Origin of the sequence: Nocardia acidivorans NBRC 108247 (assembly GCF_001625085.1) — a bacterium.
Classification (GTDB): Bacteria; Actinomycetota; Actinomycetes; order Mycobacteriales; family Mycobacteriaceae; genus Nocardia; species Nocardia acidivorans.
Genome location: NZ_BDAW01000022.1, coordinates 66,492 through 87,980, shown reverse-complemented (window position 1 = coordinate 87,980; position 21,489 = coordinate 66,492). Strand labels below are relative to the sequence as shown.

Genomic DNA, 21,489 nt, shown 5'->3' with positions numbered 1-21,489 from the left:
ATGCGGACGGCTCTCCTCCAGCGGGGATTTCCCGGTGAAGCGACGGCCGATCTCCGGTGCGACGCCTGCCGCGAGACGCGGGTCGGCCCCGGTCACGGGGCTTGGAATGTTTCCGGACCGCAGTCCGTTTAAGCTCACAAGTTGACAAGGAAACAACATTGGAAGGTGGCGTAAGCCATGGAACTGGGACTGACGACATTCGCCGAGACCCATCCCGTCGGCGGGGATGGCCCGGTGCCGACCGCGGGTGAGCGGCTGCGCCAGGTCGTCGAGGAGGCCGTGGTCACCGAACAGGCCGGTCTCGATGTCTATGGCGTGGGCGAACACCACCGTAAGGATTTCGCCGCCTCCTCCCCCGCCGTGGCGCTGGCCGCCATCGCCTCGCGCACCGAGCGCATTCAGCTCACCAGCGCGGTGACGGTGCTCAGCTCGGCTGACCCGGTACGGGCGTACCAGGATTTCGCCACCCTGGACGGATTGTCCAATGGCAGAGCCGAACTCATGGCGGGCCGCGGCTCCTTCATCGAATCGTTCCCGCTGTTCGGCTACGACCTGGCCGACTACGACGAACTCTTCGAGGAGAAGCTCGCGCTGCTGCTGAAGATCCGCGAGGAGGGACCGGTCACCTGGGAGGGCAAATTCCGTGCCCCGCTGACCGATGCCATCGTCTATCCGCGCACCGAGAACCGGCCGCTGCCGGTCTGGATCGCGGTCGGCGGCAGTCCCGAATCCGTAGTCCGCGCAGGGCTTTTGGGACTTCCCCTGGCCATCGCGATCATCGGCGGTCAGCCGGCCCGCTTCAAACCGCTGGTGGATCTGTACCACCGCGCGCTGGAGCAGGGCGGGCATGAACCGCGACCGGTGGCGGTGCACGCGCACGGGTATGTCGCCGAAACCGATGAGCAGGCGGTCGCGGACTTCTACGCCCCGTACGCCCGCGCCATGTCCGGTATCGGGCGCGAACGCGGGTGGGGACCGATGACCCGCGAACAGTTCGCGGCCCTGCGCTCGCAGAGTGGATCGCTGTTCGTGGGCACCCCCGACTATGTGGCGGGCAAGATCGCCGCCGTCCGCGATGATCTCGGCCTGGACCGCTTCATGCTGCATACCAGCGTGGGCACGCTCCCGCACGAGAAGGTGCTGCGCAATATCGAACTGCTCGGCGAGAAGGTGGCCCCGCAGGTCCGCTGATCTAGATCACCGTGCCGACGTCCTGGGCGACCAGGGCGTCGAGCGCGCGTTCGACGACGGCCGCGATGGTCAGGGATGGGTTGCAGGCGGCGGTGTTTCCGGGCATGAGCGCACCGTCGAGGACGTAGAGGCCGCGCTGGCCCAGGACCCTGCCCTCGAGATCGCAGACCGCGCCCATGGACGCACCGCCGAGCGGATGCCAGGTGGAGGGGAAAGCCGCATTGGTGTCCAGGAGAGTGCTTCCGGGACCGGCGATTTCACGCGTGGTGGGGCCGATGTGGTTGTCCTGGATGAAGCTGTCGCCGTCGCTGGGCCAGTGCAGCCGGGCATCGTCCGTCGTCGCGTCGTAACGGAATTCGCCGCGACCGTCGCTGACACCGTAGCCGACCATCATGGTGCTCTTGGGGTCCACCGACAGCGGCGGAATGGATGCCTGGATGACGGTATGCGCGCTGTGCGGGTCATCCCAGTTCAAACTGCCGTAGACGACCGGACCGCCCTGTGCGGTACCGAAATTCGAGGCCGGATCGGTCCAGACGTAGATGCGGTCGGCATTGGTGCCCCAGCCCTGTCCGAGCGCATCGGGGAGGTCGGGGATCCGCCCCTTCGCGCCCGCGCGCATGAGCAGCCGGGTGGTGTTGAGGCTGCCCGCCGCCATGACGAGCGCCGTGGTGGTGATGATCTTCTGCGCGACCACGGTTCCGGAGGTGTCGAGCTGTTCGACATGAACCGTCCAGCGGCCGTCGGCGGCGCGTTCGATCTCCGAAACCTGATGCAGCGTCTGGATTGTCACCCGGCCGGTGGCTTCGGCGGCGGCGAGATAGGTGACGTCCACCGAATGCTTGCCGCCATTGTTCACGCCCATGGCGCCGTCGCCATTGGTGTAGGAGGGTTTCATCTCGCCGCGCAGTTCGGCCAGGGCGTAGTTCCAGTCGATGGGCATCGGGATCTTGGACAGCGGCAGACCCGCCTGCCGCACCCGATCGGCGAAGTATCGGGCGGCGGCGTAATTGGGGCTGGCGATCAGATCATCCGGTGCGACAGCGAGATTGAGCATGCGGGTGGCGCGCGGATAGTGCACGCGATTCATGGTCTGCCAGTCCAACTGCTCCGGGAGATGGGTGTTGAACACCGCTTCCGAGGGCTGGAGGGACATGCCCTGGTAGATGAGCGAACCGCCGCCGAGACCGGCGGCGCACAGCGCGGTCATATTCTCGCCGGGCACCGCCTCGACCAATCCCGTGTACGGCTCGAAAATCAGTGGCTTGCCGAAGAGTTCGGGGCTGGAGCGATACCAGAGCATTCGTTTGTCGGGTGCGGAGGCGCGGGGAAAGGTCTCCGCGTCGGGGCCGGTGGGCCAGCGCATACCGCGCTCCAGCACCAGCACCGGGACGCCCGCTCGCGCGAGGCGCAGGGCGGTGACGCCGCCGCCGAAGCCGGAGCCGATCACGACGACGCGATGCTCTTCGCGGGTGAGTGGGATGCTGTTGACGCGCGCGGCTATTCCGTTGCGCACGGGGCTATTTCGGGTTCCGGCGAGTACAGCTCCGGCGGCGGCGGTTCCGAGCAGCAGGGAGCGGCGCGAGAGTACGGACATGCGAGACCTTCGAGAGAGGCGGAGAGTGCTTGTGCCGCAGGGCGATCAGGAGCCGATGGTGGAGCGCTGATCCGCGGGCGGGGTGTAGACGGCCGGATCCAGCTCGAGCGCGAGGAATCCGTTGTCGGCGCAGGTGGTCCAGAGCTGGTTGCCGTGCCATTCCGGGGCGGAGAAGCACCAGTCGGTGGAGAGGTCGCCCAGAGCGATGCGTCCGGTGCGCGCGCTCAATGCCTGCGAGAGGTCGAACTGCCCGTTCATGACCGCCTGCGCTATGGCGGGCGCGGCGAGCAGCGGCGGGCCGATGAGCGAGGCCAGGGCGTGCGGTGAGTTCCAGCGTTCGGTGTTCTCGCCGGTGCGCGCGGGCGGGTTGTAGTAGGCGATCTCGCGCACGTCGAGGGGATCGCGAATATCGAAGACGCGGATGCCCGAGGAGGTCCAGCCGCAGGCCAGGGCGGTGGGATCGACCGGGCGGTCGGCGGCGCAGTAGTGCGCGTCGTAGCCGAAGAGCGAGCCGCCGGAAGCGGAGGCCAGCATGCTGTCCTGATTGGTGAGCAGGTTGATCTCGAGCTTGATCGTATTGACGATCCGCGGGTTTCGATCATCGGTGATGTCGATGATCTTCACTCCGCCCGAACCCGCCTCGTTCACCGCGAATACGTAGGGCGTGCCGCCGAAGCTGACCGGGATGTTGTGCTGGGTGGCCCAGCCGTCGGTCCAGGTCATATTCGTCAGTTGCGGCACAATGGGATTCGGGTCGCGGCGCTGGACGGCGCTGATGTCCAGCACGGTGAGGCCGCCGAAGTTGTTGGCCAGGTACATCCGATTGCCGTCGTCGGCGAATCCGAAGCCGTGCATGGAGAGTCCGGGCAGCCCCTGCCAGATCACATGGGGCGCGGCGGGATCGGTGATGTCGACGGCGGTGATCAGGCCGGGCGCGACGCCGGAGCTCCAATAGGTATTGCCGTCCGGGGAGAATCCGCCCTCGTGCGAGGTGAGCGGAAGCGGTAGCGCCAGGTCGGTTCCCGGTCCGGGGTTGAGCAGTCGCGGGTGTGCGCAATCGGAGATGTCGTAGATGGACAGCAGACCCGCACCGGTCAGGAAGGGTACGCCCGCGCCGACCAGCAGTTTGCGAGTTTCATTGACCTTCAAGCTTTCCCACGTGCCCGCCAGCATGGCCGGTTCGGCGAGGTTGGCGGTGCGCACCGGATTCGCCGGATCGGCGACATCGATCACCTGCACGCCCTCGACGGGGCCGAGGAGATCGCCGGGGAAGAAGGTGCCGATATAGGCGCAGTGGTCGAAGGTGACCGAGGTGATTCCGCCGCCGCGCCCGGCGTAGTCGCCGAGCTGCCGAATATTGCAGCTGTACCCTTCCCTGCTGCGGCCGCTGTCGCGGTCGGCGGCGGGGACGTCGCCTTGCAGACCGGATTCGGGATGGGACTCCGGTCCGCAATTCGCCCGTGCCACAGCGGAATTCATTGCGGCGGGCGACTGCCCGGAGGCGGCGCTGACGGGCAGCAGTGCGAGGGTGGCCCCGAGGATGAGTGATCGGCGTAGCAGAGGTCTGAGCATGTGAGCCATGGGCATGAGCCCTCCACGATGAGGGCGGCCTTTCGTAATGCGTTGAGCCACAGTACGGTTCGCCCGCCGGAGGGTGACCTGAGCGTGCGCCGTCGATCGGGTTCGGGGTGGGAACCCACACGTGGTAACCGAGTTACCAGTAACGAAGTTACCATGAGGGGGTGGGTAAAGATCAAGAGTCCGACGCGTCCGGGCGAATAATCGCCGTGGTGCTGGACCTGCTGGCCGAAAACGGCTATGACGGCGTCCAATTGCGCACCGTCGCGAGCCGCGCGCACGTCTCACTCGCCAAGATCTACCAGCTCTTCGCCACCCGCGATGAACTCATCCTCTCGGCCCTCGAACAGTGGATGACCGAGAACGCCTACGCCGAGGTAGCGCCCGTCGTCCCCGGCGAATCGGTGCGCGATGCCATGGTCCGGGTGCTGCGCGGCGTCTTCGAACCGTGGGAGAAGCATCCCGCCATGCTGGTGGCCTACCATCACGCGCGCACCACCCCCGGCGGCCACCGCCTCGACACCCACGGCCTCACCGCCCTGCTCCCGATCGCCGAACACGCCTTGAGCGGCCTGGACCAGTCCTACATCGACGACATAGCGGTAATCCTGCCCAATATGGTCGTGGCCCTGATAGCCCGATTCGCCACCGGCACAATGGAAATCACCGAAATTCTGCCCATCCTCGAACGCACCGTCCATCGCCTCACCGCCGACAACGCATCCGCCGCCACCACCCGCGGAGCCACCCCGACCGCACGAAACCCCGCCCTGGCCAACCTCTCCGCCACCCTCGGCGAGATGACGCCGCGCCGGGAAGGCTCCGCGAGCTAGCCGGTCGGCGAACGCCCATCGTCCGCTGGGGCGCGGAATACCGGTCGGCGGAGCCAGGTTCCAGTGGATGCTGCCGCGACAGGGCGTCGTCCGAAGGGCAGCGGATTCGAGCAAGTGATCCCGACCAGTAAGGAGCTTTGCGTGTCCGCCGAGCCATTCGAGGTCCGCATCACCGACGGCGAGATCGCGGACCTGCGTGAACGACTGCGACGGACGCGGTGGCCCGAGCGCGAGCCGGTGGACGACTGGTCACAGGGTTTGCCGCTGGCGTATGCGCGGGAGCTGTGCCGCAGTTGGGCCGAGGACTACGATTTCGGGTTCGCCGAACGGCTGAACGTGTTCCCGCAGTACCGCGACACGATCGACGGGCTGGGCATCCACTTCCTGCACGTGCGCTCGCCGGAGCCGGACGCGTTCCCGCTCGTGCTCACGCACGGGTGGCCGGGTTCGGTGCTCGAGTTCCTGGAGGTCCTGGGCCCGCTGACCGACCCGCGTGCGTACGGCGGTGACCCAGCGGACGCGTTCCACGTGGTCGCGCCGTCATTGCCCGGATACGGCTGGAGTGACAAGCCGTCGACAACCGGGTGGGGTGTCACTCGCACCGCGCGCGCCTGGGACACATTGATGGTCTCGCTGGGGTACGAACGGTACGGAGCGCAGGGCGGGGACTGGGGTTCCGCGGTGTCCGGCGCGCTGGGCGAGGTCGCGCCCGAGCGCGTTGTCGGCGTGCACCTGAACCTGGGATCCGTCGCGGCGGGCACGTTCGACGACCCGACGCCCGCGGAACTGGCGAATCTCGAGGCCGAGAAGGAGATGCGGCGCACCGGACGGGGCTACTCGGCGATCCAGGCGACCCGGCCGCAAACGCTCGGCTACGGCCTCACCGATTCCCCGGCGGGGCAGGCCGCCTGGATCGCCGAGAAGTTCTGGGCGTGGACCGACAACGACGGCCATCCCGAGGACGCGTTGTCGCGGCAGCAGATCCTCGACGAGATCTCGGTCTATTGGTTCACCGCATCGGCCGCGTCCTCGGCGCGCCTGTACTGGGAGAGCTTCGCCCACTTCCGGGACCGGGTGACCGCGCCATCCGGGCTGTCGATCTACCCGCGCGACATCACCCGCCCGTCGAGGCGAGAGGCCGAACTGCGGTTCACCGACCTGCGCTGGTTCGAAGAGCTGCCGCACGGTGGCCATTTCGCCGCGCTCGAACAACCGAAGTCATTGATCGAGCAGGTGCGCGGGTTCTTCCGCCTGTTTCGCTGAGGCTGCACCGCAGGGCGGGCGGAAGATCAACCAGCCGTAGAGATCTGGGTGGATCCGGACGCACGCCGCTGCCGAGCTCAGGTCGAAACGTGCACACTGATCGGTCGCGAAGGCGGGAACCGAACCCGCGCCTCCCCGACTGAGCGAAGGGTGCTCGACCAACCGAGCTACTTCGCGACCGACCGTCAGAACAAGCACTGAGAATCCTTGCGACAAGGGAATTCCCCGCCCACTTCCGAAAGGCCGGCATGCGGTGCCGACGCGACCGAACGCATACGCCGAGCGGGCCGCACTGGGGGCGAGGGGGTATGTGCGGGCGAGCCTGCGGGAGGTGATGTCGGCACGAAACCTGGCTGTGCAGTATGACGCCGGATGTCCGATAGCGTCGCCGTCTCGGGCCGACCGCGCACTGCATCCCGAAAGGTCAATGAGCCGAATGGATTTGGTGTCGGCGCAATGCGCGCTGCTGCCGATTATCCAGTGGTGGACGCTGATCAGCTCCGGGATTACCGGGTCGAGGTTCGGCATCAGGGCAGGTGGGAGGAGATCGGAGTGGCCACGGCGCGGCGGTGCTGGTGAAAGCCTCCGGCCCGCGCCGGATCAGGCGGCCGGAGGGTTTGGATCGGCCTTCCCTTACGACCGCCCGCGATGCGGCGCAGCGGTCGTTAAGCCCGGCTAATCAATTGTTGCTCGAACGAGCGTTGACCGAGTGACGTTATGCCAACGATGGTTTGAGGGTGAAACTACCTACACAGTCACACGGGACCCAGCCGTGACACACGCTGTATGACGCGCAACGCCTCACCGTCGCCGCGAATTACCCTGCGCTGCCCGCGGTTACGCTGCCGGCGGGCCTGTCGCGGTCGGGACTTCCGATCGGCGTGCAACTGATCACCGGTCCGTTCGCCGAGCATCGCGCGCTGGCCGCCGCCGGTCGAATCGAAGCGGCCTTCCGGCTCGCGATACCGATCGATCCTCGATCCTGACCCCCTTCTTTCTCAGGAGAACCCTTATGCCCCGGGTCGAAATGAACGAACCCACTGTGCCGCAATCCCATTCACCGGCGGCAACCGCGTTGTCACTGCTCGGCGCCGCTTTCATCATCGGTGTCGGTGCCGGCTATGTGATCGCGCCGGAGAAGATGGGTCCGCAGTTCGGGCTGCCGGATTGGCCGCGTGGCCGGGCCGCCGGATTCGGCACCGTCAAAGGCGTCCGCGACGTCGTCACCGGTCTGATCGTGCTGGCGCTGCTGGCCACACGGCAGCGCCGCGCCCTCGGTGTGGCCACCGTGACGATCGCGCTGATTCCCACCGGAGACATGCTCACCATCCTGTTGCGCCGCGGCTCGACCGCGACCGCGCTGGGGGTGCACGGGCTGACCGCGTCCCTGGTCGCCGCGACCGGCGCACTGCTGCTGAAAGAGGCGCGCTCATGCGATTGATCCTCAATACCGCCCACGTGTACATGATCTTGGGGGTGGTCAGCGGCTTCTACTATCGCGAGATCACCAAACTGCACGACTTCACCGGCGAGAACCAGCTGGGGGTAGTGCACACCCATCTGCTCGCACTCGGCACGCTGGTGTTTCTGGTCGTGCTGGCACTCGAGAAGCTCTTCGCGCTCACCGGCCATTCGCTGTTCTCCTGGTTCTATTGGGTCTACAACGGTGGTCTGGTGCTGACCGTCGCCATGATGACGGTGCACGGCACTCTCACCGTGCTGGGCCACGACAGCGGCGCGGTGATCGCACTGGTGGCCGGACTGGGCCATATCCTGCTGACCGCCGGATTCGTGCTGCTGTTCATCACCATCGGCAAATGCCTTGACCCCCAGGCGAAGACAGCCGCCATCGAAGCCGAGGACACTGACGTGGCGATCATCTGATGGTTGGTATGGGCGCCCAGTCGGCGCGGCGACTATCGCGAGGGTGGGGGCAGGAGTCGGCCGCTGAGGACGGGGCGGTTGTTGAGGTCGTCCAGAGGTAGTCCGACGCCGAGGTTTTCCGCGAGCTTGTAGAACAATCCCAGGGATCCGCCGGGGCCGTATTCGCCTTCCTCGAGTCGGGCGCCGAGGGCGTGGATCTCGGGGTCGAAGCGGTGCGGGTCGGTGCCGGTGCGTTTGAAAAGGTTCATGGTGTTGAGTCCCGTTACGAGGCGGCCGTTCTCGGCGTATCGGAAATCCATGCCCGGTTTCTCGCTGGCGTGCAGTTCCAGTGCCGCGGTGCCGATCGAGGCGCGCAGCAATAGTCCCCTGTCCTCGACACCTTTCCAACTGCCGTGCTCCCACGCCCAGGCCCAGGCCCGGTAGTGCCCCGCGCTGACCACATATCCGTCGGAGGTGTAGAGATGGCCGCCCAGGTCGTAGTGGAAGTCATCCGGTCCGCGCACCGCCACCGTCTCTTGATCGACGCCCATCCGATCCAGCAGTTCCCGGGCGTTGATCTGACGCGCGAAGGTGATGTTGATCAGCGGTAGATCGCTGCCGTACATCCATTGGAGGCCAGTCATAGTGGCTGACACTGCCACGACCCACCGACATTCATCCCGGACCGCCCGGGGGCCAAGGTATTTGCAAGGTCGCGGCCGGTGGAGATACCCGGCCCCGTCCACCCCGCGCGCCGCCGCGCCCACGACTACAAGCAGTCGGTCGCGGATCGATTCACCGAAACCGCCCGCCAGGCAGGCGCATCCGACCCCGAGCAACTCGGCGAACAACTAGCCCTTCTCTTGGACGGCGCCTCGACCCGCACCCGTACTAGGCACCGAATCCCTCCCCACCACCGCCGCCATCGCCGCGGTTCTCATCAACCAAGCCCTCCCGACCGCAGAATCACTCGACAACTGAACCGTCCAGTGCACGATGGGACCGGATCTCCTTCCCGGCAACAGACTTCGAATGCCCGCTCATGCCGAGTTTCAGTGCATCAATGCACGGGGCCATACGGGGGCGGTATCGGGCTACCATGGCGCGCGTGTGGTTCAAGAAGTACGTGATCGTGTTCGGGGTGCTGTTGGTGTTGTCCTGCGGGTTGTGGGTGTTCGGTAAGTGGGTGGAGAATCCCGCCTTGTTCGACTTCTCGGACTGTTCGGGGGCCTACTGCCCGCCGGAGGTGTACTCGTCCATTGCCGCGCAACCGACCGTGACGACGGGGCCGGATGGGCGGGGTTACGATGCGGCTTCATCGGTATCGTGTTGTCGATGATCTGCGATTCCCTACATCTCAGCAACGCACGGAAATGCCGCATACCGCGCTGACCGAACCGGTCGATTCACGATTGTTCGACGGTCGACTCCGAACTGACTCCATCGGCGATCGAACTCGCTGCGCGGCGCGCGCTTACGAGACCGGTCACTACGCCGGACCGGTCGCGCCGCGCAGTGAGATCAGAGACCGCAGGGAGTGCCCGCCGCGTGCAACGCAGCGATGAGAGCGGGATCCTCCATCACCCTGTAGAAGTCATCGATGTTCGTTGCGGTCTCAAGCCGATTCATGTGTGCCGCAGAAGTATTGAGCGCGTCTTTCAGCGATCCTGGATCCGCGGCGTCCGCCACGACGCGGAGATCCTCCGCGGTGTCGAGGTAGATCCGCCGCAGTTCGGGGAACGAGCCCGGGCCGCCGAGTGCTGCGAGCCGGTTGTTCAAATCGGTCCAGGCATCGTTGAAGGAGACGCAGGTCGCCTTATCGTCCACCGCGCCCGCACTACCGGCAACCGCGGTGAGGCCGCAGGTGACGACCACCAGCGCCGACACGATGAAAGCTGTTCGTCGCATTGACATTTCCCTTTTCCCGCAGCGATCCCCGGCACGGGGCATCTTCTCAGCATAACGAAATGGTGCGCGACGCCGGGGGACAGGCCCGGTTCGCATTGTGCAGGCATCGGTGGAAGGTCGTTTCGAGGTTGAGCAGGAGTTGACAAACGACGCTGTCGTGCCGCCGGATCGAAGTCCGATACAACGAGCGTCCTGGTCCGAAGACAGAGTCGACCCGTCCCGCTACTCACCGCTCGGCTCGAATCGGACGCGGATGTCCGTCTGCAAACGTGCGGTAATGCCGCTGATCGCTCGGGGCAGAGCGGTTAGCGGGGCGCGGCGGAATGTCAGCTGGCCGAGCCGGTTCGAGGTTGGTCGAACACGCCATCATGCCGAAATGAGTGCGCCCCGTCCGAGACCGTGGGGTTGACCGCTTCGATCGCGATGTCGGCGGCCGATGTCAGCACTCGCGTGGATACTCAAAAGTGCTGGTGGAGAATTGTATTCAACCGACAGCATTTAGACACGGAGATGCACCGGCATCATGGGGTGGGAGTTCGAGTTGAATAATGATGGCAAAAGTCACTGGTAGAAGAGTGATCTCGCGCAGATGGCTGCCGTGGCGGCCTTGGTGATGGCGGCACATCTGCTCGGCTGGATGGCGATGGTCTTCCTGTCGCACCGAGACAACGACAACCATAGTGGGACCGGGGGGCAACCTTTCCTGTCCTCCGAATCCCGGCCGCGGCACTTCAGCTCGCACTTTTCACTGCCCATGGGATCATATCGAGACGCGAATGCTGGACGCCTGGCAACAAATCCGCGATTCGCGGCGTACACCGATTCCCGCCGAAGTCCCGGTGTCCTGTCATGCCGCGATCCGCGCGTCCGCTCGGGCGGTTCGCTGATTCGGCGGCATCGTGAAGGATGGCTCCCTCACCTGACATCGATGTCACCTTCGCCGGTAACGATCTCGTGCTCCGGTTGGCCGCCCTGGCTTATCTCGCCCGGTTCTCCGCGGTCTCGCGGATCCACACCAAATCCGATCTGCGCCTGTATTTCTCCTGGTGCACCGAGCAGCAACTGACTCCGCTCGCGGTCGCGCGGACCGAGGTCGAACGGTACATGCGGTGGATGCAGGAAGTCCGCCGCTTCAAACCCGCCACCATCGCCCGCCGTCCAACCGTTGTGGCGGGTTTCTACCGCACCTGCGTTATCGACGGCGTCCTGGACAGGTCGCCCGCGGACTACGTGCGAAGGCCGCGAGTATCGAACGAGTCACCGACACTGGGACTTTCACACCTGCAATTCGAAGCGCTGCTGTGCGCGGCCCGGGACTCGCACAGCCCGCCGGACTTCGCGCTGGTTGCGATGCTGGGGCTACTCGGGTTGCGGATCAGCGAAGCTTGCCGCTGGTATATCGATGATCTCGGCGAAGAACACGGGCACCGCGTGCTGCGCACCGTCGGCAAAGGCACGAAGATCGCACTCGTACCTTTGCCGCCCGCGGTCGGACGATCCATCGACCGCGCCATCGAGAACCGGGTCCGAGGTCCGATCCTGTTGAACCTGCGCGGCCGACGGATGGACCGGCATTGCGCCACAAGACGTCTGCGGCGGCTATCCCAGCATGCAGTGGTACGGCTGCCCAAGTTGCACCCGCACATGCTGCGCCACACCTTCGTCACCACCATGCTCGATGCCGGAGTGGACCTGCGTGATGTCCAGATCGCCGCCCGGCACGCCGACCCGCGCACCACCATGCAGTACGACCGCGCGCACCAACCTCGACCGGCACCCGAACTACATACTCGCCGCCTACATGGCTTCCGCCACACGACATCTCAACCATCCGCACGTGCCGATTATCGAGTGGTGGGCGTCGGACGGACGTTGCTACCGTGCAAGGGATCGGTGATCACGAAGGGACAAATATGCCCGTGGTGCGGCGGTTCTGGATCGAATTCGAGCGGGACCGCGAACCGGCTTGGCCCGGATCGTACGTCGGTGTGACCGGCTACGGCGAGCAGGACTGTCTGGCTATGGTGGCCGATCTGCTCCCCGCGGGCGTGGAGTTACGCCCGGTGCGCCGCATCACGCCGGATATCGTTGTGGACGAGAACCTTGCGGTGAACATTCGCGCTCTCGGAGTCCCGGTGTGGCGCGGCGTCTGGTATCCGCCCAGCAACCTCCGGACCGGGCCGACGTGGCGTCCCCGCGGCGTCGGCCGAAATCCTGCCGCACCCGCCTCCGGCCCGGAACGCCGCACGGATTCACCCACGCAGCCGGGGGCCGCCGTGCGCCCCGACCCACTGCCGGAGTGGTGGGACGAAATCCCGCATGTCGACAGTCTGCTGTGGCCGGTCGGCAAGATGCCCTACACCTATCTGGGCGATCAGATGTGGCGGTACGCACCAGAACTGCGCCGCGCCATCATCGAGGAGCCGAGCTATGGGGACATGGTGCGCGAAGCCCTCGACTACGTGATCGCTCGACGTCCGACACCGAGCGATTGGTTCGACCCGAACACGACCACGTTCCTCGATCAACAGCATCAGAACGAATATCTGCGAACCTTCCGCGACTACTTGTTCGGACACCACCCGGATCCGATCTACCCTCCCCGCAAACGACTTGCACCCGGCGCGGACATCACACCGTTCGAGGAATGAGCACAGGCCATGAGGGCTCCGAACAACCTGTAATGCCGCGATCCGTGCGTTGTGATGGGGCACCAGCCGCCACTTCGGAAGATCAACGGTCCGAGGTGAACTCGGGCCGTTTCAGTGCTCGCAAATAGGTCCGGGCGCGGGCGGGTTCGGCGGTGTGCGGGTGCGGTGTCAGTTCGGCCTGTTGCCGTGCAGGAAGTAGACGACCTCCCACAGATGTTCGTCGGGGTCGGAGAAATAACCCGCGTAGATTCCCCATGGCCGTTCCAAGGGAGCGCGGACGACCGTGCCGCCGGCTTCCTTGACGCGTTCCAGCACGCGGTCGACGTCGTCGCGACTGTCCACGAAGTAGCCCAGGCTCGTCGCGGAGCCCGCCATCCGGTCGAGTGCGACGTCTGCGTCCTTGGCCAGATCATCACGCGCGTAGACAGACAGGATTAGACCGTTCTCCAGGGTGAACATGGCGGTCGCGCCGCCCGGATTGGTTTGGTCTCGGGCGTATTCGGTGCCGATGACCCCGGGCGAGGACAACCCGAGCCCCTCCCGGTAGAAGCGCAGCGAACGCTCCAGGTCTTGTACACCCAGGGTGATGGCGGAGATATTGGCCTTCATACCCGGAACTCCTCTCACCGGTCTGCACCGATGCTTGTGTTGTCGTGGAAGCGTGCACAGTGGGCTCCCGCGTCGTGACTGCCGCACGCCCCCGGGCTGACCGAGATGGCGACGACGGCCGCAATCAGTCAACGCAGTCGGAGTGAATAAGTCTTGAACGAATCGGACAACCGCCGTTGTCAGGGGGTGGGGTGGTTGGTGTGGGGGCGGACCAGGTGCAGGTGGGAAGGGTGCTGTGGCTTTTTCGGGGCGGGAGGGGATTGCAGGGTTCGTAGGTGGCGGAGCATGGGGCAGTTTTCGACTTCGCATTGGGCACCGTGGTCGAGGAGGCGGCGCTCGATGTCATCGGCGGTGTAGACGGCGTCCTCGGACGGGTGGCCGTGGTAGATGGCGGGGCGGTCGGTTCGGGGGATGTGGGCGAAGGGGTTGGTCATGATGCGGTGCCTTGGAATTGGATTCGGTGCCGACCTCGGTGCCGCCATCCCGTGGGGTGCCCGCTCGCGAGTGGGATGGTGAGGTGTCCTCCGGTTGCGAGCGGGAGTCGGAGATATCGGGCATCACGGGAATCCCTGTGGAATCCCCATGCGGCCCAGGCGATCACCACTAGGCAGAGGACGATGATCGACAGCAGAGCCCAAGTGTCCCACCGCATTTCGACACTCCTTTCGATACTGCGTCGCCGCTGGTTGATGGCGCCCAGGTTTCAGTAGACACCCGAATTCGACGAACTGGAACACTCACTAAGGCGTTCTCAGGCAAAATGATTGGTGTCCAGCTAGGGGCTACCCAGTAGAGGCATTCGAGAACGGGGCTACCGCTGCGGGGCATTCCAGTACGGAACAACCCAGATAGCGAGGCTAAGGAAATGGCCGGATCATCGCTTCCGCGTAGGGCACTCGGGCGCACGCTTCGCCGCCTCCGGGAGCGCGCCCAGAAGAGTCAGTTGGCCGCCGGGATCAAGGCGGAGATTTCGCCACAGAGCATCAGTCGACTGGAGGAGGGCCACAAGGTCAGACTCGCAACCTCTCAGCTCAAGGACCTGCTCGACCTCTATGAGGTGGACGATCCGGGAACCGAGCGGGACGAGATACTCAGCCTGTGGCAGGAGGTCCGCGAGCAGGATCAGGCCGCGAAAATCGCTGGGGCCACGAAAGGTTGGTGGCGGGCGTACAGCGATCAATACTTCGCGCATTTCGACCACTATCTGAGCCTGGAATCCGCCGCGAATCACCTCACCACCCACCAGCTCGCGCTGATTCCGGGGCTGTTTCAAACACCCGACTACCGGCGCGCGATAGTTCGCACCGCCTACCCCGACTTGTCCCCGGTTGACGTGGAGCGACGAATCGAACTGACCGTTCGACGGCAAGAACGTGTGCAGGACAGTTCCTTTCGGATAGACGCTTTTCTGTCCGAAGCAATAGTGCGCAGCAAGCCAACCGGACCCGACGTCATGGCACAGCAACTGATGCACCTCGCCGAGTTGTCGGAACGACCGAACATCTCCATCCGCATGATCCCGCTCGATGCGGAGAGTCCACTCTGGCTGATGGTTCAAGCGTTCGCCCTGTTGGAATTTCCTCCACTCTCGAACCGAGTGGTGGAGCCACCGATCGTCTACGCAGAGGGGTACGAAGGTGCCCTCTTCCTCGAGCAAGAGGCGGTGATCGACCGATATCGGCGGGCGATCAACGACATTCAGCGGTTAGCGTTGAGCGAGGACGAAACCAGCACGCTGATGCGGAAGTACGCAAAGGAGCACACGTCATGACCGTGGATCTATCGGGCGCGAGATGGTTCAAGAGCAGCTTCAGTCAGCCGAGTGGCGAATGCGTGGAGGTCGCCCTTGTCGGCCGCGGTGCCAGCCACGTCGGAGTACGCGATTCCAAAAGCCCCAGCGGGCCTGCGCTGATATTCACCGGGGAGCAGTGGGATCGCTTCCTTGCCAGTGGGATCTGGAAAGGCTGAGGCGCAACGGGATTGAGTGTGCGCCCGGTGGGCGGGGGCACACTCGCACAGGGTCAGTCGGTGAGGGTGGCCTGGAAGGCTATGCGGTCGCCTCGGTAGAGGGAGCGGACGCGTTCTATCGGGATGCCGTCGGTTCCGATACTGCGGCGGTGGAGTAGAAGCATGGGCAGGGCGGTGGTGCATTCCAGGAGGGTGGCCTCGCGGGGGGAGGCCAGGACGGTTTCTATGCGTTCGGTGGCGGAGGCGTAGTCGACGCCCATCGAACGGGTTGCGGCGTAGAGGGATGTCTCGGGGTTGTAGAAGTCGCGCAGGACGGCGAAGCGGGGGACGGGCATGAAAGTGCTTTCCAGGCCGATCCTTTCGCCGTCCGCCAGCAGGATGCGCTCCAGGTGCATGACGGTGGTTCCGGGGGTCAGGCCCAGGTCCGCGGCGGTGTCGGCGTCGGCGGGGACATCGGTCCAGTCGACCAGCAGGCGACCGGGGGTGCGGCCGAACTTCAGCGCGCCCTCGGTGTAGGAGCGCAGGGTCAGGGGTTGCACCATTTTCGGGCGGGAGACGACCGTGCCGCGACCCTGGCGGCGGATGCGGCCCTCGACCAGAAGTTCGCGCACCGCCTGGCGGACGGTTTCGCGGGCGACGCCGCAGCGCAGAGCGAGGTCGCGCTCCGACGGGAGCGGGTCGCCCTCGTTCAACTCGGCCAGTAGCGCTTCCAGTTCGGTGCGGACCCGATACGACTTCGGCATGCGGGCTTCCGCCGCGGAAAGGGTACTCGCACTGGACATTTCAGCCTGCGCACGGCCCCCCGAGCGCGGGGCTGCCAGCCCGGCGACGTCCGTTGTGTCCATGCCCCCAATGTACACAAGATTGGTCTATACCAATTGTTAACCTGGCGTTTGCACACGAAACACTCCTAGGTCTAGACCATTGGCCACCATGGGTCTCATGCGATTGGTCATCATCGGCGGCGGCATTCTCGGCACCGCCCACGCCCTCGCCGCGATCGGACGCGGCCACGAAGTCGTTCAGCTCGAACGTGAGGCGGAGGCGCGCGGTGCGACCGTGCGCAACTTCGGATTGGTGTGGGTGTCCGGTCGCAGTGCGAACGAACTCGACATCACGCTGCGCTCGCGCCAGCTCTGGGAGGAGATCGGCGGCAAGGTGCCCGGTGTCGGGTTCCGGCCCGCGGGGTCGATGACCCTGGTGCGCAGTGCGAGCGAGCTCGCCGTGGCCGAGGCCGCGGTCAAGAATCCGTCGGCCGCCGAGCGCGGGTTCGAACTGCTCGAACCCGAGGATGTGCGCAAGGTCAATCCGGCGCTGCGCGGCAAATTCCTTGCCGGACTGCACTGTTCGAAGGACGGCGCGGTCGAGTCCCGCCAGGCGCTGCCCGCGCTGCGCCGCTATATGGAGGCGACGGGTCGCTACACCTTCTTCGGTGGCACCGAGGCCCGCACCATCACCGGCACCACGGTGCTCGATGATCGAGGCCGCCGCCACGAGGGCGATCTGATCATCTCCTGCCCGGGCGCGGCGCACTCCGGCCTCACCCGCGAACTCGTCGGCGATATCCCGGTGCGCCGGGTGCGGTTGCAGATGATGCAGACCGCGCCGCTCGGCGAGGATCTCACCACCGCCTTCGCCGACGGCGACAGCTTCCGCTACTACCCGGCCTTCCAGGGGCCGGAGCTGGATCGCCTCAATAACGAAGAGGCACAACCCTTCACGGCCGCGCAGCACAAGATGCAGCTGCTCTGCGTGCAGCGCCTGCACGGCGGCCTCACCATCGGTGACACCCACGAGTACGACGAACCGTTCCACTTCGATGTGGACGAGGCCCCGTACGAACACCTGGTCACCGTCGCCGAGGAACTGCTCGGCCGCAAACTTCCGCAGGTGGTGCGCCGCTGGGCGGGCGTCTACAGCCAGTCCATCGATCCGGGCGCGATCGTGACCCGCGCGCAGGCCGCCGACAACGTCTGGGTGATCACCGGTCCCGGTGGTCGCGGTATGACGCTCGGCCCGGCCCTCGGCGAGGAAACCGCCGACCTGCTCAACCTCTGACGTCAAAGGAGACACCGTGTCCGACAAGCAGATCGACCTCGCCGTCCTGGATATGGCCGGCACCACCGTCGCCGACGACGGCCTGGTGATTCGCGCCTTCGAGCAGGCCGCCACCGTCGCGGGCATCCCCGCCGAAGGCCCCGAGCGCGAGGCCGCCCGGCAGTACGTGATCGACACCATGGGCCAGTCCAAGATCGTGGTCTTTCGCGCCCTGCTCGGCGACGAGGACAAGGCGCAGCAGGCCAATGCCGCCTTCGAGGCCGCGTACTCCGAGTTCGCCGATGCCGGTGTGACCCCGATTCCCGGTGCGGAAGAAGCCATTTCGGCGCTGCGCAAGGCCGGTATCAAGGTGGCGCTGACCACCGGATTCAGCCGTCGGACCCAGGACAAACTGCTCGATGCCCTGGGCTGGAACGAGATCGCGGACCTGACCCTGGCCCCGTCCGAAGCCGGGCGCGGCCGCCCCTACCCGGACATGGTGCTGACCGCCCTGCTGCGCCTGGGCATCGACGCGGTGGATCGCGTTGCGGTGCTGGGTGATACGTCCAGCGATATCGGCACCGGACTGGCCGCGGGCGCGCGCATTGTCGCGGGCACGCTCACCGGCGCGCACAACGAGGAGCAGCTGCGGGCCGCCGGCGCCACCCACGTGGTGCCGTCGGTCGTCGACTTCGCCGCCCTGCTGCTGGCCGAACGCGGCTGACCCCCACAGATTTCCGCCGCTTCGCATGAGGGGTGGCGGAGAACCCCACTGCCCCTTCGACGCCCCAACCCCACGAACTGAAAGTTGCAGTCACCGTGCGTAATAAGAACAACCGCCTCGCACGCACCATCGCCCGTACCGCTCTCATTCTCACCTCGGCCACCGCGGTCGCGTTCAGCCTCACCGCCTGCGGCGGCACCGGCAGCGATTCGAGCGACGGCAAGACCGTCACCGTCTACTCCGCCGACGGTGTCGGCGACTGGTACAAGACCCAGTTCGCGAAGTTCAAGGACCAGACCGGCATCTCGGTCAATCTGGTCGAGGCCGGCTCCGGCGAGGTCGTGAACCGCGTCGAGAAGGAGCAGTCCAACCCGCAGGCCGATGTCATCGTCACCCTGCCGCCGTTCATGCAGAAGGCCGCCAAGTCGAATCTGTTGCAGCCCAGCGGCGTCGACCTGAGCGCGTTCCCCGCCTCGGAGAAGGATGCCGCCGGCAACTGGGTCAGCCTGGCGGGCAACTACCTCTGCTTCATCGCCAACCCGTCCGTCGAGGCCGCCAAGGTGACCTGGGACGACCTGCTCAAGGGCGATTACAAGGGCAAGATCCAGTACTCCACCCCCGGCCAGGCCGGTGACGGCACCGCGGTGCTGATCCTGCTGCAGCAGCTCTACGGCAAGCAGGGCGCGCTGGACTACCTCGCCAAGCTACAGGCCAATAATGTCGGCCCGTCCTCCTCCACCGGCAAGTTGCAGGCCAAGGTCGACAAGGGCGAGATCCTGGTCGCCAATGGCGATGTGCAGATGAACCTGGCGACCATCAAGGAGAAGGGTTCCAAGTTCAACGTCTTCTTCCCCGCCACCACCGACGGTAAGCAGACCACCGTCGCGCTGCCGTACCTGATGGGTCTGGCCAAGGGCGCGCCGCATTCGGACGCGGCCAAGAAGCTGATGACCTACCTGCTCTCGGCCGATGCCCAGAAGACCCTGACCGATGCCATGGCCGTCTCGGCCCGCACCGATCTCGCGGGTGCCGCCGCTCCGGCCGGTACCCTCTCGCCCGCCTCGCTGGTTCGCAATGTCGATGTCGTGCACCCGGATTGGAACGCGGTCCTGGATTCCCTCGACACCGACGTCGCCGCGTACCAGAAGGCCACCGGCAGCTGATTTCACATTCGGGAGTAGCAACCATGTCCTCCGCATTGACGACATCCACGGTGACCGGTACCTCCGCCGTCGAACCGGCCATCGTGTTCGACCGGGTCGGGGTCACCTACGGCCGCGGCCGTAAATCCACTGTCGCACTGGCCGATTTCAACCTGCGGGTCGCCGCGGGGGAAACGGTTGCGCTGCTCGGGCCCAGCGGTTCCGGCAAGTCCACCGCGCTCAAGGCTCTCGCCGGATTCGTCCGGCCGACCTCGGGCGCGGTGCGCTTGGCGGGCCGCGATGTCACCAACCTCTCCCCCGCCAAGCGCGGGATCGGGGTGGTGGTGCAGTCCTACGCCCTCTTCCCGCATATGCGGGTGCACGACAATGTGGCCTTCGGGCTCAAGGCACATCATGTGCCGCGCAGTGAGATCGCCACCCGGGTGACCGAGGCGCTCGAGATGGTCGGCATGGGGTCCTATGCCAAACGACTGCCGCGTGAGCTCTCCGGCGGACAGCAGCAGCGGGTGGCCATCGCCCGCGCGCTGGCCATCCGCCCCAAGGTGCTGCTGCTGGACGAACCGCTGGCGGCATTGGACGCGCAACTGCGCCAGTCCATGCTCGGTGAGTTGCAGCAGCTGCGAAAGGCATTGCCGGACACGGCGATGCTGTATGTGACCCATGATCAGGCCGAGGCGCTGGCGCTGGCGGATCGGATCGCGGTCATGCGCGACGCCCGGCTGGTGGATATAGATACCGCGCACAATCTGTGGCAGCAACCCTCCACCGATTTCACCGCCTCGTTCCTGGGCGGTGCGAATCTGCTGCCGAGTGTGGTCCGGCATGTGTCGGGTACGGCGGCGCTGGTCACCGTGGGCGAGCACACCCTGCGCGCGGAGGCCCCGCGTCCGGGCGTCGGCCGCCCGGACTGGATGCCCGATGCCGACGCCATGCTCTGCGTACGCCCGCACACCGTGAAGATCGTGCCGCTCACCGAGCAGGATGCGTTGCGCGGCACCGTGATCACCGCGGTGTGGAAGGGTGCGGCCACCCGGTTGCAGCTGAGCGTGGACGGCATTCCGGTCGAGTTCACCGCCGATATCGCGGGCCATACCGAGCTGGTCGCCGGTGACATGGTGGGCGTCAAATTCCCCGATCCGGCGGGCGTGCTGATTCCGCCGGGGATCGGAACCGATGCCGCCGCGGCCGATTCCGAGGTGCGGGCATGACCGCACTGCTCGAATCACCTTCGGCGGCTTCGGCTCCCGAGGTGAACGCACCGCGGCGGTCGTGGCGGCCGGTGCTGTGGACGCTGCCGCCGGTACTGGTGGTGCTGTTCCTGGCCGTCTACCCGATCGTGCGGGTGCTGTGGGAATCGACCACCACCAAGGCGGGTGGGCGCGGAACCTCCACCTGGACCCGCGTGCTGGCCGAGGAGTCGGTGCGAAAGGCGCTGTGGCGCACCATCACCGTCGCGGTCGGCTCGACGGTGGGATGCCTGGTGCTGGGAACGTTCCTGGCGATCGTGCTGGCGTTCATACCGTTTCCCGGCGCGCAGTTCGTCGGGCGGCTCATCGATACCGTGCTGACGCTGCCCTCATTCCTGGTGACGCTGTCCTTCACCTTCCTGTACGGCACGGCGGGCGCGGTGAACGCGTTCATCGGAAACCTCACCGGCAGTAAGGAACCCGCGATCAACTTCCTGTCGACCCCGTGGGGCATCATCCTGGCGGAGATCACCTTCTTCACCCCGTTCGTGGTGCGACCGCTGCTGGCTGCGTTCGCGCAGCTGCCCCGTGAACAACTCGACGTGGCCTCCAGCCTGGGCGCGACGCCGTGGCGGGTGCTGCGCCAGGTGGTGCTGCCCGAGGCGTGGCCCGCGCTCGCGGCGGGCGGCAGTCTCGTACTGCTGTTGACGCTCAACGAATTCGGCATCGTGCTGTTCACCGGGGCCAAGGGCGTCATCACCCTGCCCGCGCTCATCTACACCCGCGGCATCGTCACCTTCGATCTGCCGGGCGCGGCGGTGCTGGCCTCGGTGCAGGTGCTGCTGTCGCTGACCCTCTACCTCGGCTACCGGCTGCTGTTCGCCCGCCTGAGCAGCGCCCGCAAGGAGAGCTGAACC

22 protein-coding genes and 1 tRNA gene are annotated in these 21,489 nt (G+C 65.9%); 16 read left to right on the top strand and 7 right to left on the bottom strand.

The features are described from left to right. The first annotated feature begins 177 nt into the window (after window positions 1-177). Entirely contained in the window at window positions 178-1,191 is a 1,014-nt protein-coding gene (locus NA10_RS13655; protein ID WP_067568012.1) for an LLM class flavin-dependent oxidoreductase, read from the top strand. 1 nt (window position 1,192) lies between these two features. On the opposite strand, the gene NA10_RS13650 is transcribed toward NA10_RS13655, so the two are convergent. Both NA10_RS13650 and NA10_RS13645 read right to left on the bottom strand, forming a co-directional pair. Then, window positions 1,193-2,788 (bottom strand): GMC oxidoreductase, encoded by a 1,596-nt coding sequence (locus NA10_RS13650; RefSeq protein WP_067568010.1) that lies wholly within the window; start codon window positions 2,786-2,788, stop codon window positions 1,193-1,195. A gap of 45 nt (window positions 2,789-2,833) precedes the next feature. Then, window positions 2,834-4,360 (bottom strand): LVIVD repeat-containing protein, encoded by a 1,527-nt coding sequence (locus tag NA10_RS13645; protein ID WP_067568118.1) that lies wholly within the window; start codon window positions 4,358-4,360, stop codon window positions 2,834-2,836. A 170-nt stretch (window positions 4,361-4,530) separates the two neighbouring features. Between NA10_RS13645 and NA10_RS13640 the strand changes: the two genes are divergently transcribed. Further along, entirely contained in the window at window positions 4,531-5,199 is a 669-nt protein-coding gene (locus NA10_RS13640; RefSeq protein WP_245677190.1) for a TetR/AcrR family transcriptional regulator, read from the top strand. 141 nt (window positions 5,200-5,340) lie between these two features. After that, a complete protein-coding gene (locus tag NA10_RS13635) occupies window positions 5,341-6,462 on the top strand; it encodes an epoxide hydrolase family protein (protein WP_067568006.1) in 1,122 nt (373 codons plus the stop codon). Between the two features lie 104 nt (window positions 6,463-6,566). On the opposite strand, the gene NA10_RS13630 is transcribed toward NA10_RS13635, so the two are convergent. Beyond that, a tRNA-Glu gene (locus tag NA10_RS13630) sits at window positions 6,567-6,639 on the bottom strand. Between the two features lie 605 nt (window positions 6,640-7,244). Between NA10_RS13630 and NA10_RS39505 the strand changes: the two genes are divergently transcribed. Genes NA10_RS39505 through NA10_RS13620 form a run of 3 tightly spaced genes read left to right on the top strand, consistent with a single transcriptional unit; the run spans window position 7,245 to window position 8,346 of the window. Continuing rightward, window positions 7,245-7,448, top strand: a complete 204-nt coding sequence (locus tag NA10_RS39505; protein ID WP_157556481.1) for an amidase family protein — start codon at window positions 7,245-7,247, stop codon at window positions 7,446-7,448. Between the two features lie 26 nt (window positions 7,449-7,474). Further along, window positions 7,475-7,903 carry a DUF4267 domain-containing protein gene (locus NA10_RS13625; protein ID WP_245677189.1) on the top strand — a complete coding sequence of 143 codons (429 nt, stop codon included), beginning with the start codon at window positions 7,475-7,477 and terminating at the stop codon, window positions 7,901-7,903. Then, window positions 7,894-8,346, top strand: coding sequence for a DUF2871 domain-containing protein (locus tag NA10_RS13620; RefSeq protein WP_067568004.1), 453 nt, complete (start codon window positions 7,894-7,896; stop codon window positions 8,344-8,346). Before NA10_RS13625 ends, NA10_RS13620 begins: the two co-directional genes overlap by 10 nt. Before the next feature lie 32 nt (window positions 8,347-8,378). On the opposite strand, the gene NA10_RS13615 is transcribed toward NA10_RS13620, so the two are convergent. After that, the gene (locus NA10_RS13615; RefSeq protein ID WP_157556471.1) at window positions 8,379-8,969 is read right to left on the bottom strand and encodes a DUF6461 domain-containing protein; all 591 of its coding nucleotides are present in this window, start codon (window positions 8,967-8,969) and stop codon (window positions 8,379-8,381) included. Between the two features lie 464 nt (window positions 8,970-9,433). Between NA10_RS13615 and NA10_RS13610 the strand changes: the two genes are divergently transcribed. Continuing rightward, entirely contained in the window at window positions 9,434-9,664 is a 231-nt protein-coding gene (locus NA10_RS13610) for a hypothetical protein (protein WP_157556469.1), read from the top strand. A gap of 182 nt (window positions 9,665-9,846) precedes the next feature. Here the strand turns inward: NA10_RS13610 and NA10_RS13605 are convergent, their stop codons facing one another. Next, on the bottom strand, window positions 9,847-10,275 hold the full coding sequence (locus NA10_RS13605; protein ID WP_157556467.1) for a hypothetical protein: 429 nt from the start codon (window positions 10,273-10,275) through the stop codon (window positions 9,847-9,849). A 921-nt stretch (window positions 10,276-11,196) separates the two neighbouring features. On the opposite strand from NA10_RS13605, the gene NA10_RS13600 reads away from it, so the two are divergent. Next, window positions 11,197-12,225 (top strand): tyrosine-type recombinase/integrase, encoded by a 1,029-nt coding sequence (locus NA10_RS13600; protein ID WP_218021512.1) that lies wholly within the window; start codon window positions 11,197-11,199, stop codon window positions 12,223-12,225. Beyond that, window positions 12,222-12,884, top strand: a complete 663-nt coding sequence (locus NA10_RS13595) for a hypothetical protein (protein ID WP_218021511.1) — start codon at window positions 12,222-12,224, stop codon at window positions 12,882-12,884. Before NA10_RS13600 ends, NA10_RS13595 begins: the two co-directional genes overlap by 4 nt. A gap of 168 nt (window positions 12,885-13,052) precedes the next feature. Here the strand turns inward: NA10_RS13595 and NA10_RS37540 are convergent, their stop codons facing one another. After that, complete coding sequence (locus NA10_RS37540; protein WP_067567994.1) at window positions 13,053-13,493, bottom strand: VOC family protein; 441 nt, start codon at window positions 13,491-13,493, stop codon at window positions 13,053-13,055. An 865-nt stretch (window positions 13,494-14,358) separates the two neighbouring features. Here NA10_RS37540 and NA10_RS13580 point away from each other — a divergent pair. Further along, window positions 14,359-15,264 (top strand): helix-turn-helix domain-containing protein, encoded by a 906-nt coding sequence (locus tag NA10_RS13580; RefSeq protein ID WP_067567990.1) that lies wholly within the window; start codon window positions 14,359-14,361, stop codon window positions 15,262-15,264. Beyond that, on the top strand, window positions 15,261-15,461 hold the full coding sequence (locus NA10_RS35540; RefSeq protein WP_084514603.1) for a DUF397 domain-containing protein: 201 nt from the start codon (window positions 15,261-15,263) through the stop codon (window positions 15,459-15,461). The genes NA10_RS13580 and NA10_RS35540 overlap by 4 nt, the downstream gene beginning before the upstream one ends. Before the next feature lie 53 nt (window positions 15,462-15,514). Here NA10_RS35540 and NA10_RS13575 read toward each other — a convergent pair whose 3' ends face one another. Then, the gene (locus tag NA10_RS13575) at window positions 15,515-16,243 is read right to left on the bottom strand and encodes a GntR family transcriptional regulator (protein ID WP_067567988.1); all 729 of its coding nucleotides are present in this window, start codon (window positions 16,241-16,243) and stop codon (window positions 15,515-15,517) included. 160 nt (window positions 16,244-16,403) lie between these two features. Here NA10_RS13575 and NA10_RS13570 point away from each other — a divergent pair, with 160 nt between their 5' ends. From NA10_RS13570 to NA10_RS13550, 5 genes are all read left to right on the top strand, one after another. After that, window positions 16,404-17,519: a TIGR03364 family FAD-dependent oxidoreductase gene (locus NA10_RS13570; RefSeq protein ID WP_067568114.1), complete on the top strand. Its 1,116-nt coding sequence runs from the start codon at window positions 16,404-16,406 to the stop codon at window positions 17,517-17,519. A gap of 16 nt (window positions 17,520-17,535) precedes the next feature. Then, the gene (locus NA10_RS13565; protein WP_084514600.1) at window positions 17,536-18,222 is read left to right on the top strand and encodes a phosphonatase-like hydrolase; all 687 of its coding nucleotides are present in this window, start codon (window positions 17,536-17,538) and stop codon (window positions 18,220-18,222) included. Between the two features lie 95 nt (window positions 18,223-18,317). After that, window positions 18,318-19,385, top strand: coding sequence for a 2-aminoethylphosphonate ABC transporter substrate-binding protein (locus NA10_RS13560; RefSeq protein ID WP_067567986.1), 1,068 nt, complete (start codon window positions 18,318-18,320; stop codon window positions 19,383-19,385). 23 nt (window positions 19,386-19,408) lie between these two features. Then, a complete protein-coding gene (locus NA10_RS13555; RefSeq protein ID WP_067567984.1) occupies window positions 19,409-20,593 on the top strand; it encodes an ABC transporter ATP-binding protein in 1,185 nt (394 codons plus the stop codon). Beyond that, entirely contained in the window at window positions 20,590-21,486 is an 897-nt protein-coding gene (locus NA10_RS13550) for a 2-aminoethylphosphonate ABC transporter permease subunit (RefSeq protein WP_067567983.1), read from the top strand. Before NA10_RS13555 ends, NA10_RS13550 begins: the two co-directional genes overlap by 4 nt. The last annotated feature ends 3 nt before the right edge of the window (window positions 21,487-21,489 follow it).

Bases quoted from the DNA above. Each gene is read 5' to 3' on its own strand.
- NA10_RS37540 (WP_067567994.1), bottom strand. From the start codon at position 13,493: ATGAAGGCCAATATCTCCGCCATCACCCTGGGTGTACAAGACCTGGAG.
- NA10_RS13575 (WP_067567988.1), bottom strand. From the start codon at position 16,243: ATGTCCAGTGCGAGTACCCTTTCCGCGGCGGAAGCCCGCATGCCGAAG.
- NA10_RS35540 (WP_084514603.1), top strand. From the start codon at position 15,261: ATGACCGTGGATCTATCGGGCGCGAGATGGTTCAAGAGCAGCTTCAGT.
- NA10_RS13655 (WP_067568012.1), top strand. From the start codon at position 178: ATGGAACTGGGACTGACGACATTCGCCGAGACCCATCCCGTCGGCGGG.
- NA10_RS13570 (WP_067568114.1), top strand. From the start codon at position 16,404: ATGCGATTGGTCATCATCGGCGGCGGCATTCTCGGCACCGCCCACGCC.
- NA10_RS13550 (WP_067567983.1), top strand. From the start codon at position 20,590: ATGACCGCACTGCTCGAATCACCTTCGGCGGCTTCGGCTCCCGAGGTG.
- NA10_RS13555 (WP_067567984.1), top strand. From the start codon at position 19,409: ATGTCCTCCGCATTGACGACATCCACGGTGACCGGTACCTCCGCCGTC.
- NA10_RS13605 (WP_157556467.1), bottom strand. From the start codon at position 10,275: ATGCCCCGTGCCGGGGATCGCTGCGGGAAAAGGGAAATGTCAATGCGA.
- NA10_RS13580 (WP_067567990.1), top strand. From the start codon at position 14,359: ATGGCCGGATCATCGCTTCCGCGTAGGGCACTCGGGCGCACGCTTCGC.
- NA10_RS13645 (WP_067568118.1), bottom strand. From the start codon at position 4,360: ATGCTCAGACCTCTGCTACGCCGATCACTCATCCTCGGGGCCACCCTC.
- NA10_RS13650 (WP_067568010.1), bottom strand. From the start codon at position 2,788: ATGTCCGTACTCTCGCGCCGCTCCCTGCTGCTCGGAACCGCCGCCGCC.
- NA10_RS13625 (WP_245677189.1), top strand. From the start codon at position 7,475: ATGCCCCGGGTCGAAATGAACGAACCCACTGTGCCGCAATCCCATTCA.
- NA10_RS13620 (WP_067568004.1), top strand. From the start codon at position 7,894: ATGCGATTGATCCTCAATACCGCCCACGTGTACATGATCTTGGGGGTG.
- NA10_RS13615 (WP_157556471.1), bottom strand. From the start codon at position 8,969: ATGACTGGCCTCCAATGGATGTACGGCAGCGATCTACCGCTGATCAAC.